Here is a 15,506-nt window from a genome sequence, read left to right as displayed (position 1 = left end):
ATACGCGACGCCCTCGCGGCCTCTGAACGCCGTCCAGAACGGTGGCGCCGTCTACTCGGTGATCTCTTCCCAGACCTCGTCGGCCTCGGCCTTGTCACGCTCCTTGGCAGCCTGGCGCTCCAGCTCCTTGTCGCGCTTCTTGGCGTCGGGGGCGTAGAGGTCGACGTACTCCTGGCCGGAGAGGTTCATGATCTCGTAGAGGATCTCGTCGGTGATCGCGCGCAGGATGTAGCGGTCGTCCTGCATGCCCTCGTAGCGCGAGAAGTCCAGCGGCTTGCCGAACCGCACGCCGGGGCGGGCATAGCGGCCGAAGATGCGGCCGGGAGGGGCGACGACGTCGGTGTTGATCACCGCGACGGGGATCACCGGCACCTTCGCCTCCAGGGCGAGGCGCGCCACGCCGGTGCGCCCTCGGTACAGCTTGCCGTCGTGCGAGCGGGTGCCCTCGGGGTAGATCCCGCACACCTCGCCGTCGGCCAGGAGGCGCAGCTGCGTGCGGATCGCGCCCGCGGCCGCACTGCCGCTGGAGCGGTCGATCGGGACCTGGCCCGAGCCCGAGAAGAACTGGCGCTGCAGGAAGCCCTTCAGCCCGGTTCCCTCGAAGTACTCGGCCTTGGCGACGAACGTGACGCGCCGTGGGATGACGAGCGGCATGAACAGCCAGTCGCTGTACGAGAGGTGGTTGCTGGCCAGGATCACGGCGCCCTCGCGCGGGACGTTCTCGGTGCCCTCGGCCCACGGCCTGAAGATCAGCTTGAGCACGGGACCCAGCGCCAGGAACTTCAGGAACCAATAGAACACGCACGAGACATTACCGCGCCCCTGCACCAAGGGACGTGACATGGGGCACCATGGCGTCATGTCCGACTCCAGCCCACACGCCACCTCCCCCGTCCGGCCGGGCGCCGAACCGTTCTTCGCCCCCGGCGGCCGCGTCGGCGTCCTGCTGAGCCACGGCTTCACCGGGTCGCCGGCCTCGATGGTCCCGTGGGGTCGCCGGCTGGCCGAGGCGGGCCACACGGTCGCGGTACCGCGTCTCCCCGGCCACGGCACCACGTGGCAGGAGATGAACACCACCACGTGGCGCGACTGGTACGGCGAGCTCGACACCGCCCTGACCGACCTGCGCTCGCAGTGCGAGTTCGTCGCGGTGTGCGGCCTGTCGATGGGCGGGGCCCTGGCGCTGCGCCTGGCCGAGCAGCGTCCCGAGGAGGTCGACGCGCTCGTGCTGGTCAACCCGGCGATCGCGCTGCAGCGCCGCGACCTCAAGCTCGTTCCGCTGCTCAGTCGCGTGCTGCCGTCGATGCCCGGGGTCGGCAACGACATCAAGCTCACCGGGCAGGACGAGGTCGCCTACGACCGGATGCCCCTCAAGGCGATGGCCTCGCAGCTGCAGCTGTGGCGCGACGTCCGCGAGAACCTCGACCGGGTCACCGCGCCCCTGCTGATGTTCCGCTCCACCGAGGACCACGTCGTCGACGCGACCACGGCCGGACTGGTGATGAAGGGCGTCTCCTCCCCCGAGCGCGAGCTGGTCGAGCTCGGCGACAGCTACCACGTCGCCACGCTGGATCATGATGCGGAGTTCATCATGGAGAGGTCGGCGCAGTTCCTCGCCGACCACGCGCCCGTCGCGTGAGCCGCCTCGTCGCCGACGTCACCAGGAGGTCGTCATGACCGACCCCGCATCGCCCCGTGACGACTTCGACCGGATCGTCGAGGGACTCGACCTGGACCTCTCGGGACTGGAGGACTTCGACCGGTCCGCGGCGCAGGCCGCCGCCGCGCGGGAGCGGGCCGAGCTCGAGGAGGAGCAGCGTCGCGCCGCCGAGCCGGTCGAGGCCGACGACCAGTTCTACCGCGAGGTGGGGCCCGCCGACCTGCCCTCCGACCGGCGCACGAAGATCGCCTGGTTCGTCGTCGTGGGCGCCCCGACGCTGCTGCTGCTGGCGCGGTTCGCCTCGATCCGGCCGCCGACGTTCGTCGTGGCCTGCGTCGTCATCGCGGTCGTCGTCGCCGTCGTCTACCTGATCGCGCGACTGCCGGACCGCGGACCGAGTAACCCGGACTGGCCGGACGACGGCGCCGCGCTCTGAGCCGAGCGAGGTCGGCCGCGCCCACGAGGCCGGCGTCGTTGCCCAGGTGCGCCGCCACGATCCGAGCCTCGGAGCGGTAGCCGCGGCCAGTGAGGTGCTCGGCGAACGCGGCACGCGCGGGCTGAAGCAGGAACTCCCCCGTGCGGCTCACTCCCCCGCCGATGACGAAGATCGCGGGGTCCAGCGAGGCCGCGAGGTTCGCCAGGCCGATGCCCAGCCAGCGGCCGACGTCACCGACCCAGGCCTGCGCCTCCTCGTGGCCCTCGGACGAGAGGCGGCCCACGGTGGCGCCGTCCACCAGGTCGACGGCGCCGGCCAGCTCCACGAGGGCTCGACCGATGTCGGTGCCCTCCGCCACGGCGGCACGGGCGCGGCGCTCGAGGACGCGCCCGCTCGCGTACTGCTCCCAGCAGCCCCGGTTGCCGCACTCGCACGGCAGCCCGTCGTCGACCACGCGCTGGTGGCCGAACTCGCCCGCCATGCCCGAGTGCCCGCGGTAGAGCTTCCCGTCGAGGACCATGGCTCCGCCGATGCCGGTGCCCAGGTTCACCAGGACGACGTCGGCAAGGTTCTGGGCGGCACCGAAGCGCCACTCGGCCCAGCCCGCCGCGTTGGCGTCGTTGTCGACGAGCACGGGCAGCCGCGTGCGCCGCACGACCGCATCGCGCAGCGGCTCGTTCCGCCACGCCAGGTGGGGCGAGAACACCACGGAGGACCCGGTGACGTCGACGTAGCCGGCGGCGCCCACGCCCACCGCGCGCACGGGGTAACGGTCACGGAACTCCTCGACGATCCCGGCGATCGCATCGAGCACCGCCGCGGGATCCGTGCTGGGCGTGGCCCGCTGGGTCCGCGCCAGGATCCGGCCGTCCTCGTCGACGACTCCCCCGGCGATCTTCGTGCCGCCCACGTCGATCCCGACGGCGAGCCGCTCAGGCACCGACCTGGCTCTCGACCCGGCGCTTGAGTCCCTTGAGCGCGGTGTCGACGATGACCTTCTCGGCCTTGCGCTTGAGCATCCCCAGCAGCGGGAGCTTCAGCTCGACCGACAGCTGGTAGGTCACGCGCGTGCGGCCGGCGTCCACGGCGTCGAGCGAGTAGGAGCCGTCCATCGCCGAGAGCATCGTCGCGTCCTCGGGCACGAGGCTCCACGTGACGAGCAGCTCGTCGCGCCAGTCGTAGCGCAGCGTGAACGTGTCGCGGATCGGGGCCGAGTCCACGACGAAGCGGACGTCGAGCGGACGACCCTGTGCATCGGTCTCCAGAACGGTGACCTCGCGCATGCCGGTGGCCCAGTCGGGGTAGTCGGGGAACGCGGCGATGACCGACATCACGGCCCCCGCCGGAGCCTCGATCACGATGTCGCTGACCGTGCGCGCCATGTCCACCTCCTCGACTGCGGCCCAGCCTATCGGCGCGCGGCCGGCGACGGCGGGGACGGTACCGTGCTGTCTGTGACCACGGAGAATTCGAACGCCGTCCCCGCGCGCGCGTGGGGAACCCTGAGCCTTGACGTCCTCGACCGGCTCGACGCCCACCGCGACCGCGTGTCGCTTCGTCGCGTCGTCGACGGCGAGTGGATCGACGTCACGCTCGGGCAGTTCCACCAGGAGGTGACGGCCGCCGCGAAGGGCCTGCTGGCCGGCGGAGTCGCCCACGGCGACCGCGTCGCCCTGCTGGCCAAGACCCGCTACGAGTGGACCGTCCTGGACTACGCCAACTGGTGGATCGGTGCGGTGACCGTCCCGATCTACGAGACCTCGTCGGCGCCGCAGATCGCCTGGATCCTGGCCGACTCGGGCGCCACGCACGTGTTCTACGAGAACGACGAGCACCGGGCCCGGATCGACGAGGCTCGTCCCGAGACGCCCGAGCTGGCGTCGAGCCGGCCGATCGAGGACGTTCTCACCTCGCTGGCCGCCGAGGGCACGTCGATCGACGACGAGACCCTCGAGGCGCGCCGCGCCGCGGTCGTCGAGGACGATCTCGCCACCTTGATCTACACGTCGGGCACCACCGGGCGCCCGAAGGGCTGCGAGCTCACGCACGCGAACTTCCGCGCCGAGCTGTGGGGCGCCAACGAGCGCCTCGAGGTGATGTTCGCGCCCGACGACGCGGCCACCCTGCTGTTCCTGCCGCTGGCGCACGTGTTCGCTCGCATCGTGCAGGTGGGCGCGATCCGCTTCGGCTCCGTGCTCGGCCACACCGCCGACATCGCCAACCTCGTCGACCACCTCGGAGAGTTCCAGCCCACGTTCGTGCTCGCCGTGCCGCGCGTCTTCGAGAAGGTCTTCAACAGCGCCAGCACCAAGGCGTACTCCGAGGGCAAGGGCAAGATCTTCGACGCCGCCGTGCGCACCGCGATCGCCTACAGCCGCGCCACCGAGTCGGGCAAGCCGTCGCTGTCGCTGCGCGCCAAGCACGGCCTCTACGACAAGCTCGTGTACGGCAAGCTCCGTGCCGCCCTGGGCGGCCGCGCGAAGTACGCGATCTCCGGCGGTGCCCCGCTGGGCGACCGTCTCGGCCACTTCTACCGTGGTGTCGGCCTGAACGTCTTCGAGGGCTACGGCCTCACCGAGACCACTGCCGCGCTCACGGTGAACCACCCGGGCGCCCAGCGCATCGGCACCGTCGGTCCGCCGCTGCCCGGGGTGGAGGTCCGCATCGGCGACGACGGCGAGCTGCTGTTCCGCGGGCCGCAGGTCTTCCAGGCCTACTGGAACGCCGAGGCCGCCACGCGCGACGTGCTCAGCGAGGACGGCTGGTTCTCCACGGGCGACCTCGGCGAGGTGACCGAGGACGGATTCGTGAAGATCACGGGCCGCAAGAAGGAGCTCATCGTCACCGCGGGCGGCAAGAACGTCTCCCCCGCGATCCTCGAGGACCGCGTGCGGTCGCACCCGCTGGTCAGCCAGTGCCTCGTCGTCGGCGAGGGCAAGCCCTTCGTGGCGGCCCTCGTCACGATCGACGCCGAGGCGTGGGAGGGCGACCTGGACGACCCCGAGCTGCTCGCCCAGGTCCAGAAGGCCATCGACGACGCCAACTCCCAGGTCTCGCGCGCCGAGGCGATCCGCAAGTTCGCGATCGTCGAGGAGGACTGGACCGAGGAGAACGGCTACCTCACCCCCTCGTTCAAGGTGAAGCGCCACATGGTCGTGCGCGACCTGCACGACACGATCGAAGCGCTCTACGTGCGCTGAGAGTCCGAGCACGAGAACGGCCCCCGGCGATCGCCGGGGGCCGTTCTCGTGGGGCCGGTTCGGGCCCGCGGGTCAGGAGACGCGCGCGTAGACGCCGAAGCCCGAGGACAGGCTGGTGATCTCGACGCTCTTGCCGGGGCGCGGGGCGTGGATGACCTTGCCGCCACCCAGGTAGATGCCGATGTGCGACATGCTCGGGTAGGCCACGAGGTCGCCGGGCGCCAGGTCGCCGGCCGAGACCGAACGGCCCGCCGACATCTGCGGGCCCACGACGCGCGGCAGCGAGACGCCCGCCGCGGCGTAGGCCTTCATCACCAGGCCGGAGCAGTCCCAGCTGTCCGGGCCGGTGCCGCCGTAGACGTAGGGCTCGCCGAGCTGGCTCATCGCGAACGCGATGGCCTTCTTCGCGGCGCCGGCGCCCGCGTTCTGCACCGCGTCGACGTCGCCGGCGTTCATCTCCGACTGCTGGGCGGCCGAAAGGAGGGCGAAGTCGGACTTGGCCTTCTGGTAGGAGTCGACGAGCTTCTTCTTCGTCTTCTCGGCCTTCGCCAGCTTCGCGTCGAGCTCACGCTCGTGCTCGGCGAGCTGGGTCTGGCGCTTCTCGAGCTCGACCCGCGTGCGGGTGAACGACTCGAGGGCGTCGGCGCGCGTGGTGTTCAGCGCGTCGATGGCACTGAGGCCCTCGATGAAGAGGTCGGGGTCCTGGCTGGCGAGCAGGCCGACGGTGGGGCCGAGCGGCTGCTCCAGCTGCTGCTGGACGATGTCGGCGCCCAACTCGTCGCGCTGGACCGTGAAGACCTTGCGGATCTTGCGGATCTCGGCACCGACCTCGTCGATGCGCGCGTCGAGGTCGTCGGCGTCCTCGGTGAGCTGGTTGAGCGTCTCGTTGGCGGCCTCGGCCTGGTCGAAGGCCTTCTCGACGTCGGCCTCGGTCACCTCGGGCTCGGCGTTGGCGGGTGAGACGGCGATGAACGAACCGGCCACGAAGGCCGAAGCGGCCACAGTGGCCGCAGCGGTGCGAAAGCGCACGAAATGAACTCCTGAGTACCTCGACGCCTACCAGGTGAGCTGACGGATTCGGGCCTCGGTCTTGCCCTACGACCGGCGAGCCGGTCGATTCACCCCACGTACCTTGGTTCCCCGGCTCGCCGGCCGTTTCCGGTCCGACGATTCGGCGGCGCCGCCGTTCGGCGACACAAGAGACAACTGTAGTTGGCGGGTCAACCCCGATCAACTCGCATCGACGTGTCGTTCCGGGTCGGACACGCCCACGACGAGGCGCAGCGGGGGCACCAGACCGGTGGCGGCGAGGGCATCGAGGGCGGCGCGCTCGTCGGCGTCGAAGGCCACGTCGCTGGGTGGTCCGAGCAGGACCGAGACGACGCAGTCGCCGCACACGGCCGGGCAGCGGACGAGGCAGCTGTCGCAATCGACGACGACCGGTGCCGTGGTTTCCATCTCGTTCATGGCCGCGACGCTAGGTGTGACCTCCGACAGTTTCCCTCCCCGGCGCCGCCTGACCGGATTCGTCGGACCCGCGACCTACGGTCACCCCATGGCATCGCACCAACCCGCCTTCGACGACCCCGACATCGACTGGGGTGGCCGTCCCCTCCACGACACCACGTTCTGCGTGGTCGACCTGGAGACCACGGGCGGATCGCCCGCCAAGGGGTCGCGGATCACCGAGATCGGTGCGGTCAAGGTGCGTGGCGGCGAGATCCTGGGCGAGTTCCAGACGCTCGTGAACCCCGACCAGCTGATCCCCGCGTTCATCACGGTGCTGACGGGGATCACCGACCAGATGCTCGTCGAGGCGCCCCGCATCGCCGAGGCGCTGCCCAGCTTCCTGGAGTTCGCGCACGGCACCGTCCTGGTCGCCCACAACGCGCCCTTCGACGTCGGCTTCCTCAAGCACGCGTCCAGGGAGCTGGGCATCACCTGGCCGGGCTTCGACGTCATCGACACCGTCCCACTGGCCCGTCGGGTGCTGCTGCGCGACGAGGTGCCCAACGTCAAGCTCTCCACGCTCGCGGCCCGCTTCTCCCCCGTCCAGCCCGATCACCGGGCGCTCACCGACGCCCGCGCCACGGTCGACGTCCTGCACGCCCTCTTCGAGCGGCTCGGCACCTGGAACGTGGCCACCGTGGAGGACGTCGCCAGCTTCACCTCGAAGGTCACGCCCCAGCAGCGCCGCAAGCGTCACCTCGCCGACGGCGTCCCCGATGCGCCCGGCGTCTACCTCTTCCGCGACGCGCGCGATGAGGTCCTCTACGTGGGCACCTCGCGATCGCTGCGCACCCGCGTGCGGTCGTACTTCACCAAGGCCGAGACGCGCTCGCGCATGGGCGAGATGATCGCGCTGGCCGAGCGGGTCGACACCGTGGTGTGCTCCACCGACACCGAGGCGCGCGTGCGCGAGCTGCGCCTCATCGATCGCCACCGCCCGCCGTACAACCGGCGCTCCAAGTTCCCCGAGCGGGTGTCGTGGCTGCGCCTCACCGACGAGCCGTGGCCGCGTGTCTCCCTCGTCCGCTCGGTCACCGAGGGTGCGGCCACGCACATCGGCCCCTTCGGCAGCCGGCGCCAGGCCGAGGCGGCTTTGGCCACGCTCCACGACGCCTTCCGGATCCGGCAGTGCTCCGGCCGGCTGCCGATCAAGCCCAGTCGCGCCGCCTGCGTGCTGGCCGAGCTCGGCCAGTGCCTCTCCCCCTGCGACGGTGCCGTCACGCCGGCCGACTACCTCCTCGAGGTCTCGCGGGTGCGCACGGCGATGACCGCCGACCCGGTCGAGGTCGTCTCCCACCTCGAGCAGCGCATGGCCCACCTCGCCGAGAGCCAGCGATTCGAGGACGCCGCCGTCCTGCGCGATCGCGCCGCCAGCCTGATCCGCGCCGTGCGCCGCACCCAACGGCTCGACTCCCTCGCGGCCGAGCCCGAGGTGATCGCCGCGGCGCCCCACGCCGACGGGTGGCAGGTGCACGTGATCCGTCACGGCCGGCTCGCGGCCGCGGCGATCCTGCCGCGCCAGGTCGCCACCACCCGAGGCGCAACGGCCGGCTGGGTCGACATCCTGCTGACCACCGCCGAGACGGTCGAGCCGGCGATCCGGCCGATGCCCGCGGCCCTGATCGAGGAGACCGAGGCGCTGCTGCGCTGGCTGGAGTCGCCGGGTGTCCGCATGGTGCGGGGCTCCTGGAGCTCGGCGTGGCCCGCCGCGGCCCGGCACCTCGAGCGGTTCGACGTCGACCTCCAGGTCGCGCGCCTGGCCTGACGACGCGGCTAGGCTGGCCCGGTGATCACCGCCATCGTCTTCGTCCAGGCCGAGGTCTCCTCCATCCCCGAGACCGGCGCCGCGATCGCCGACATCCCGGGGATCAGCGAGGTCTACTCCGTCACCGGCGACCACGACCTCATCGCCATGGTGCGCGTGCGCACCCACGAGGAGATCGCGTCGGTCGTGGCCGACCGGCTCAACAAGGTGCCCGGGGTGCTGTCCACCCAGACGCAGATCGCCTTCCGCACCTTCAGCCGCCACGACCTCGAGGACGCGTTCAGCATCGGGCTGGACTGACTCAGCTGCTGCCGCCGGCCGAGCCGGCGACCGCCGCGCCCATGATCGCGGCCATCACGGCCGCCTCGGCCCCGGCCACGGCGCGGCGCACCGCCTCGCTCGCCCAGTCCTCGGCGGACACCGTCTTCGCCCGCGCCTTGGCCCTCTTGCGGTCGGGCCGGTCGACGACCAGCCCCAGCTGGTTCACGGCGGCCAGCAGCGACACCACCGGCCCGGTCCTTCCGTCGGGAGCGGCCTCCTCCAGCAGGACCGCTCGCACCGCTCGGACGAGCTCATCGCGGCCGTCGGTGTCGAGCACGTCGTACCGGGTGACGTCGAACAGCAGCACCTTCTCGGTGCGCGAGCGCACGCGGTGCTCCTGCTCGAGCGCCGCGTAGGCGCGCTTGCGCCCCTCGTGGCCGAGCCGTGAGATGACCGAGGACACCGGGAGGGGCTTGTCCTTGGTCAGGCGCGAGAGTGCATGGTCGAGATCCGGGCGTCCCGTCGGGGACCGGTCGTCGACCACCACCCGCAGCCTGCGTCCCTCGCCCCGCGTCGACAGCCGTCCGGCCTCGAGCAGGTCGATCAGGTGCGCTCCGGCGTAGACCGCACCGGGGTTCGCGGCGCTCAGCCGGAACTTCCCGGTCGCGGGATCGGTCGCGATCAGCGTCAGGTCCCCGGCAACGGTCATGCGGTCACGCTAGGGCGCGCACGGGCCTGCGGCCAGTCCGGAGGATCAGGCCACGTGGCGCGAGGTCGCCTCGACCCAGCGACCGAGCGCGGCGCGGGCGGCTCCGGAGTCGATGGACTGCGTGGCGCGGGCGACGCCCGCCCGCAGTCGCTCGACCAGGGCGCCGTCGGCGTTCTCGTGCGCGGCGATCGCCGCGCCGGCGTTGAGCACCACCGCATCGCGCACGGGGCCGGGCTCGCCGTCGAGCACGCGGCGGAAGACGTCGGCGTTGTACGAGGGCTCGCCGCCGCGCAGCGCATCGGCGGGCGCGTGGTCGAAGCCGAGCTCGGCCGGGTCGAGGACCTGCTCCTCGATGCCGTCGGGACCGGGCAGCCAGAACCGCGTCGTCGTGGTGACCGTGATCTCGTCGAGGCCGTCGTCGCCGCGGAACACGAACGCACTGCTGCCGCGGCGGGCCAGCACGTCGGCCATGAGCGGCGCCATCCGCGGGTCGGCACAGCCGATCGCCGAGGCCGCCGGGCGCGCCGGGTTGGTCAGCGGGCCGAGGAAGTTGAAGAACGTGGGGATGCCGAGCTCGCGCCGCGTGGGCCCGGCGAAGCGCATCGAGGCGTGGAAGACCGGCGCGAAGCAGAAGGTGATGCCGGCCTCGCGGTAGACGTCGAGAACGTGCTCGGCCGGGACGTCGAGGCGCACGCCGAGCTTCTCGAAGACGTCGGCCGTGCCCGACTGGCTGGAGGCCGCACGGTTGCCGTGCTTGACCACGCCGATGCCCGCGCCCGCCGTGGTGACGGCCGCCATGGAGGAGATGTTCACGGTCTTGGCCATGTCGCCCCCGGTGCCCACGATGTCGACGACCCGGTCGTCGAGGTCGAGCGTGGTGGCCTTGGCGTACATCGCGTCGACGAGCCCCTGCAGCTCGGCAGCCGTCTCGCCCTTGGCGCGCAGCGCGACCGCGAACCCCGCGATCTGGGCACCGGTGGCGTCACCGGAGAGGATCTCGCCCATCGCCCACTCGGTGGTGGCCGTGTCGAGATCGCGCGCGGCGATCAGCTCGGTCAGGACGTGGGGCCAGGTGAGGGCCACGGACCGGCCGCTCAAGGACGCGCGCCGGACACGGCGACGCCGCGCAGCAGCGCGATGACCGACTCGGCGAGCCGGAACGGGTCGAGCGGCTGCGGCACGACCGCGTCGGCGCGGGACCACGTGGCGAGCCACGCGTCCTGCGGACGGCCGGTCAGGACGAGGCTCGGCGGCGCCTGGTAGAGCTCGTCCTTCATCTGCCGGGCGATGCCCATGCCACCGGCGGGAACGGCCTCGCCGTCGAGGATCGCCAGGGCGATTCCCCCGGCGTCGAGCTGCTGCCAGACGACCGGCTCGGTGGCGCACTCGACGAACTCCATAGGCGGCAGATCGGGGTGCGGCCTGGTGCCAAGCGCTGCGACGACGGCGGTTCGGACCTCCTGATCGTCGCTGAAGAGGAGGACTCGAAGGGGCTGGTGCTCGCTCACGATGGCATCGTACATAATGATCACGTGGCAACTACTTCTGCGATCCCCGCGTCCCGGCTCCATGGCGTCGAGGGCCGCCCGTCCTACGTGACGGTCGGCACCATCGTGTGGCTGTCGAGCGAGCTGATGTTCTTCGCGACGCTGTTCGCGGCCTACTTCACGGTGCGCAGTGTCGCCCCCGAGCTGTGGGCCCAGGAGACCGAGCTCCTCAACATCCCGTTCGCCACGGTCAACACCACGATCCTGGTGCTCTCGTCCGTCACCTGCCAGCTCGGCGTCTACGCCGCGGCCAAGGGCAACGCGGCCGGCATGCGCAAGTGGTTCATCATCAGCTTCATCATGGGAGCGGTCTTCATCGGCGGCCAGGCCACCGAGTACGCCGAGCTGGTCCACGAGGGCCTGACGATCCAGAGCTCGGCCTACGGCTCCCTCTTCTACCTCGCCACCGGCTTCCACGGCCTTCACGTCATCGGCGGCCTGCTGGCCTTCCTGCTGGTGATCGGCCGCACCTACGCCGCCCGCAAGTTCACCCACGAGCAGGCCGTCTCGGCCATCGTCGTGTCGTACTACTGGCACTTCGTCGACGTCGTCTGGGTGGCCCTGTTCGCGGCCATCTACATCATCCGCTGACCCTCTCGGGGATAGGCGGACCTAACTACACAGTCTGAGCTCGGCCCTCGCTACGCTGAGGCGAACGCATGGGCCCACATGGCTGGGGACGATAGCGGAAATGCCGTCCTCATCCTGGTCCGATTTTCAGATCTTCAGGAACGAGGTTCTCTCGGTGCGGAAACTGTCGACACGCCGCCGGCATCCCATGGCGCTCCTGGCGCTGCTGGCCCTGGCGCTCTTGCTGACCGGCGCGGCGTACGCGACGGTCGCGCCGGAACCGGCCACCGCCGAGTCCGCCTCGTCGGTCTCGCAGGTCGAGGCCGGCCGGCAGCTCTTCGTCGTGGGCTGCGCCAGCTGCCACGGCCTCAACGCCGAGGGCATCACCACCTCTGGCACCGATGACGCCAAGGGCAACTACGGCCCCTCGCTGATCGGCGTCGGCGCCGCCGCCGTCGGCTTCCAGATGGAGACCGGCCGCATGCCCATGGCGCAGACCGCGCCCCAGGCCCCGCGCAAGCACATCGAGTACACGCAGGACGAGATCGACCAGATCGCGACCTACGTCGCGTCGCTGGCCCCCGGCCCGGCGCGTCCCTCCGCGGAGGACCTCGACTGGCAGAGCGTCGACAAGCAGGGGATCTCCGAGGGTGGAGAGTTCTTCCGCACCAACTGCACGGCGTGCCACAACTCGGTCGGCGCCGGTGGCGCCCTGCCGAGCGGCCGCTACGCCCCGACGCTCCAGGGCGTCGACGCGATCCACATCTACGAGGCCATGCTGACCGGCCCGCAGCAGATGCCCGTCTTCTCCGAGGACGTGCTCACCCCCGAGGACAAGCGCAACATCATCGCCTACGTCAAGACCATCCAGCAGCAGGGCAACGCCGGCGGCATCGGCGGCGGCGGCCTCGGCCCCGTGGTCGACGGCATGTTCGCGTGGATCATCGGCATCGGCGGCCTCACGGTCTTCGCGGTGTGGATCGGCATGCACGGAACGAGGTCGAAGAAGCGATGACGACGGAAATCGAACGCACCGGCGACCCGATCGCCGACCCGGGGCTCGCACCCCACCAGTACCGCCCGCAGGACGTCGACGGAAACCAGGAGCGCCGCACCGAGCGCCAGATCGCCGGCATGTTCGGCGTGGCCACGCTCCTGCTGATCGGCTTCTGCGTCGCCTACTTCACGATCGACTCCGACGTGCGCGTCTTCGCCTTCGGTGATCCGAACAGCGGCGACGCCTTCGGTGGCTGGTCGGCGCAGAACTTCACGTTCGGCACCACGCTGGGCGGCGCCCTGCTGCTGATCGGCATCGGCATCATCCAGTGGGCCAAGAAGCTCATGGGCGACCACGAGATGGTCGAGATGCGCCACCCCGCGCGCTCGAGCGACGAGGACCGCTCCGCGGTCATGGCCGACATCAACGCGGGCGTCCAGGAGAGCGGCATCGGCCGTCGTCCCCTGATCCGCAACAGCCTGCTCGGCGCCGTCGGCGCCATGGGCCTGCCGGCCATCGTGATGCTGCGCGACCTCGGTCCGCTCCCCCACAGCCAGGACGAGACGGTCTGGAAGAAGGGCATGCGCGTCGTCAACGACGTCTCGGGTGCGCCGATCAAGCCGGCCGACCTCGAGGTCGGCCAGCTCGTCAACGCCGAGCCCGCGATCTTCTTCGAGACCGACGACGAGGGTCACCCCGTCATCCACGGTCACGACCTGCTGGCCGCCAAGGCCAAGGCCGCCGTCATCGTGGTGCGCATGCGCCCCGAGGACATCACGCCGAAGAAGGGCCGTGAGAACTGGGGCGTCGAGGGCATCCTGTGCTACTCCAAGATCTGCACCCACGTCGGCTGCCCGATCAGCCTGTGGGAACAGCAGACCCACCACCTGCTCTGCCCGTGCCACCAGTCGACGTTCGACCTGGCCGACAACGGCAAGGTGATCTTCGGTCCCGCCTACCGTCCGCTGCCGCAGCTGCCGCTCGCGGTCGATGGTGAGGGCTACCTGGTCGCCGTCAGCGACTTCCCCGAGATCGTGGCGCCCAGCTACCCCGAGCTCGCTCGCGACCAGGAAAAGCTCAACGAGAAGTTCGGTGGTGAGGCATGAGCCAGAGCACGTTCACCCGGATCGAGGACTCCCCGTCCGGCAAGAAGCTGTCAGGCCCGGTCGGCTGGTTCGACGACCGCCTCGGCCTCGCCGCGGCAGGCAAGAAGAACCTGCGCAAGGTCTTCCCCGAGCACTGGTCCTTCATGCTCGGCGAGATCGCCCTGTGGAGCTTCGTCGTCCTGCTGCTGACGGGCGTCTTCCTGACGTTCTGGTTCGTCCCGAGCATGGGCGAGGTCGAGTACACCGGCTCCTACGCGCCGCTGTACGGCATCGAGATGTCGCAGGCCTACGCCTCGACGCTCGACATCTCGTTCGACATCCGCGGCGGCCTGCTCATGCGCCAGATCCACCACTGGGCGGCTGCGCTGTTCGTGGCGGCGATGATGGCCCACATGCTGCGCGTGTTCTTCACGGGCGCGTACCGCAAGCCGCGTGAGATCAACTGGCTCATCGGCGTCGGTCTGCTGAGCCTCGGCATGGTCGAGGGCTTCGCGGGCTACTCGCTGCCCGACGACCTGCTGTCCGGCACGGGCCTTCGCTTCGTCGACGGCTTGATCCGCTCGATCCCGCTGGTCGGCTCCTACCTGGAGTTCTTCATCTTCGGCGGCGAGTTCCCCGGCGAGATCATCATCCCCCGCCTGTACATGGCGCACATCCTGCTGATCCCGGCGCTGCTGCTCGGCCTGATCGGCGCGCACATGCTGCTGCTCGTCTACCACAAGCACACGCAGTGGCCCGGCGCCGGACGCACCAACGACAACGTCGTGGGCTACCCGATGCTCCCGGTGTACATGGCCAAGGCCGGCGGATTCTTCTTCATCGTCTTCGGCTTCACCGCGCTCATGGGCGCCCTGATCCAGATCAACCCGGTCTGGGCCTACGGTCCGTACAACCCGTCCGAGGTCACCGCCGGCTCGCAGCCCGACTGGTACATGGGCCTGTCCGAGGGCCTCGTGCGCCTCATGCCGCCGCTGGAGACCACGTGGTTCAACCGCACGTGGACCTGGAGCGTCTTCCTGCCCGGTGTGGGCGGTCTGGGCATCCTGTTCACGTCGCTGGCCGTGTGGCCGTTCATCGAGCGCTGGATCACCGGCGACACCCGTGAGCACCACCTGCTCGAGCGTCCGCGCAACGCGCCGGTCCGCACGGCGCTGGGTGTCGCGGCGATGACCGCCTACGCCTGCGGCTGGATCGCCGGCGGCAACGACATCATCGCGCTGAAGTTCGGCCTGGACATCTTCGCGATCACGTGGGTGCTGCGCTTCGGCATCTTCATCTTCCCGGTCATCGCGTTCATCGTGACCAAGCGCATCTGCATCTCGCTGCAGCGCAAGGACAACGAGACGCTGACCCACGGTTGGGAGACGGGCGTCATCGACCGCGCCCCCGACGGTGGGTACTCCGAGCGTCACGCGCCGCTGCCCGACCGCGCCGCGTATGCGCTCACGGCGTCGCGCGAGCGTCTGCCGGAGCTGGAGGAAGTGCACAAGCACGACGCCTACGGGGTGCGCAACCCGCACTACCGCAAGCAGTCGCTGCGCCAGAAGCTGCGCAACTTCTACTACGACGGATCGGTCGACAAGCCGACCCGCCACGACATGGAGCACGCGGCCGAGCACCTGGCCGGCGGCGGCGAGCACCCGGTGGAGCTCGGCGACGACTTCCAGGGCGTCTCCGAGACCGGCGTCCCGCGCGTCCACTGAGTCATCCAGCACGAGGGCCCCGACCGTTCCGGTCGGGGCCTTC

The 15,506-nt window shown here is 70.6% G+C and carries 17 protein-coding genes and 1 riboswitch; of the genes, 9 read left to right on the top strand and 8 right to left on the bottom strand.

Features of this window, described 5'->3' with window-relative positions; all coding sequences use genetic code 11:
* Positions 1-51: 51 nt before the first annotated feature.
* Positions 52-801 (bottom strand): lysophospholipid acyltransferase family protein, encoded by a 750-nt coding sequence (locus tag B5D60_RS13930; protein WP_078700716.1) that lies wholly within the window; start codon positions 799-801, stop codon positions 52-54.
* A gap of 58 nt (positions 802-859) precedes the next feature.
* Between B5D60_RS13930 and B5D60_RS13925 the strand changes: the two genes are divergently transcribed.
* A complete protein-coding gene (locus B5D60_RS13925; protein WP_078701452.1) occupies positions 860-1,639 on the top strand; it encodes an alpha/beta hydrolase in 780 nt (259 codons plus the stop codon).
* A gap of 34 nt (positions 1,640-1,673) precedes the next feature.
* A complete protein-coding gene (locus B5D60_RS13920; RefSeq protein ID WP_078700715.1) occupies positions 1,674-2,096 on the top strand; it encodes a hypothetical protein in 423 nt (140 codons plus the stop codon).
* On the opposite strand, the gene B5D60_RS13915 is transcribed toward B5D60_RS13920, so the two are convergent.
* Together B5D60_RS13915 and B5D60_RS13910 are read right to left on the bottom strand one after the other, a co-directional pair.
* Positions 1,999-3,036, bottom strand: a complete 1,038-nt coding sequence (locus B5D60_RS13915) for an ROK family glucokinase (protein WP_078700714.1) — start codon at positions 3,034-3,036, stop codon at positions 1,999-2,001. The genes B5D60_RS13920 and B5D60_RS13915 overlap by 98 nt on opposite strands.
* Positions 3,029-3,478: an SRPBCC family protein gene (locus B5D60_RS13910; protein WP_078700713.1), complete on the bottom strand. Its 450-nt coding sequence runs from the start codon at positions 3,476-3,478 to the stop codon at positions 3,029-3,031. The genes B5D60_RS13915 and B5D60_RS13910 overlap by 8 nt, the downstream gene beginning before the upstream one ends.
* Positions 3,479-3,550: 72 nt before the next feature.
* Between B5D60_RS13910 and B5D60_RS13905 the strand changes: the two genes are divergently transcribed.
* Complete coding sequence (locus B5D60_RS13905; protein ID WP_078700712.1) at positions 3,551-5,296, top strand: AMP-dependent synthetase/ligase; 1,746 nt, start codon at positions 3,551-3,553, stop codon at positions 5,294-5,296.
* A 72-nt stretch (positions 5,297-5,368) separates the two neighbouring features.
* Here the strand turns inward: B5D60_RS13905 and B5D60_RS13900 are convergent, their stop codons facing one another.
* Together B5D60_RS13900 and B5D60_RS13895 are read right to left on the bottom strand one after the other, a co-directional pair.
* Positions 5,369-6,325: a C40 family peptidase gene (locus B5D60_RS13900; protein WP_153303036.1), complete on the bottom strand. Its 957-nt coding sequence runs from the start codon at positions 6,323-6,325 to the stop codon at positions 5,369-5,371.
* 9 nt (positions 6,326-6,334) lie between these two features.
* Positions 6,335-6,483, bottom strand: a riboswitch (cyclic di-AMP (ydaO/yuaA leader).
* 43 nt (positions 6,484-6,526) lie between these two features.
* On the bottom strand, positions 6,527-6,763 hold the full coding sequence (locus B5D60_RS13895) for a hypothetical protein (protein WP_078700710.1): 237 nt from the start codon (positions 6,761-6,763) through the stop codon (positions 6,527-6,529).
* An 88-nt stretch (positions 6,764-6,851) separates the two neighbouring features.
* Here B5D60_RS13895 and B5D60_RS13890 point away from each other — a divergent pair, with 88 nt between their 5' ends.
* A complete protein-coding gene (locus tag B5D60_RS13890) occupies positions 6,852-8,570 on the top strand; it encodes a DEDD exonuclease domain-containing protein (RefSeq protein WP_078700709.1) in 1,719 nt (572 codons plus the stop codon).
* 21 nt (positions 8,571-8,591) lie between these two features.
* Positions 8,592-8,870 carry an Lrp/AsnC family transcriptional regulator gene (locus tag B5D60_RS13885; RefSeq protein WP_078700708.1) on the top strand — a complete coding sequence of 93 codons (279 nt, stop codon included), beginning with the start codon at positions 8,592-8,594 and terminating at the stop codon, positions 8,868-8,870.
* Position 8,871: 1 nt separating this feature from the next.
* On the opposite strand, the gene B5D60_RS13880 is transcribed toward B5D60_RS13885, so the two are convergent.
* Genes B5D60_RS13880 through B5D60_RS17250 form a run of 3 tightly spaced genes read right to left on the bottom strand, consistent with a single transcriptional unit; the run spans position 8,872 to position 10,940 of the window.
* The gene (locus tag B5D60_RS13880) at positions 8,872-9,540 is read right to left on the bottom strand and encodes a GOLPH3/VPS74 family protein (RefSeq protein ID WP_078700707.1); all 669 of its coding nucleotides are present in this window, start codon (positions 9,538-9,540) and stop codon (positions 8,872-8,874) included.
* 45 nt (positions 9,541-9,585) lie between these two features.
* Positions 9,586-10,623 carry an anthranilate phosphoribosyltransferase gene (gene trpD / locus B5D60_RS13875; protein ID WP_231948806.1) on the bottom strand — a complete coding sequence of 346 codons (1,038 nt, stop codon included), beginning with the start codon at positions 10,621-10,623 and terminating at the stop codon, positions 9,586-9,588.
* A gap of 11 nt (positions 10,624-10,634) precedes the next feature.
* Positions 10,635-10,940: a hypothetical protein gene (locus tag B5D60_RS17250; RefSeq protein ID WP_331712486.1), complete on the bottom strand. Its 306-nt coding sequence runs from the start codon at positions 10,938-10,940 to the stop codon at positions 10,635-10,637.
* Positions 10,941-11,036: 96 nt separating this feature from the next.
* Between B5D60_RS17250 and ctaE the strand changes: the two genes are divergently transcribed.
* The 4 genes from ctaE to qcrB all read left to right on the top strand — a co-directional run bounded on the left by ctaE (position 11,037) and on the right by qcrB (position 15,463).
* Positions 11,037-11,678 (top strand): aa3-type cytochrome oxidase subunit III, encoded by a 642-nt coding sequence (gene ctaE, locus B5D60_RS13870; RefSeq protein ID WP_456236403.1) that lies wholly within the window; start codon positions 11,037-11,039, stop codon positions 11,676-11,678.
* Between the two features lie 154 nt (positions 11,679-11,832).
* Positions 11,833-12,672, top strand: coding sequence for a cytochrome bc1 complex diheme cytochrome c subunit (qcrC, locus tag B5D60_RS13865; protein WP_078700704.1), 840 nt, complete (start codon positions 11,833-11,835; stop codon positions 12,670-12,672).
* Entirely contained in the window at positions 12,669-13,760 is a 1,092-nt protein-coding gene (gene qcrA / locus B5D60_RS13860) for a cytochrome bc1 complex Rieske iron-sulfur subunit (protein WP_078700703.1), read from the top strand. Before qcrC ends, qcrA begins: the two co-directional genes overlap by 4 nt.
* Entirely contained in the window at positions 13,757-15,463 is a 1,707-nt protein-coding gene (gene qcrB, locus B5D60_RS13855; protein WP_078700702.1) for a cytochrome bc1 complex cytochrome b subunit, read from the top strand. The genes qcrA and qcrB overlap by 4 nt, the downstream gene beginning before the upstream one ends.
* Positions 15,464-15,506 lie beyond the last annotated feature (43 nt).

Origin of the sequence: Aeromicrobium choanae (assembly GCF_900167475.1) — a bacterium.
Lineage (GTDB): Bacteria > Actinomycetota > Actinomycetes > Propionibacteriales > Nocardioidaceae > Aeromicrobium > Aeromicrobium choanae.
This window is presented reverse-complemented; position numbering and strand designations above follow the sequence as displayed.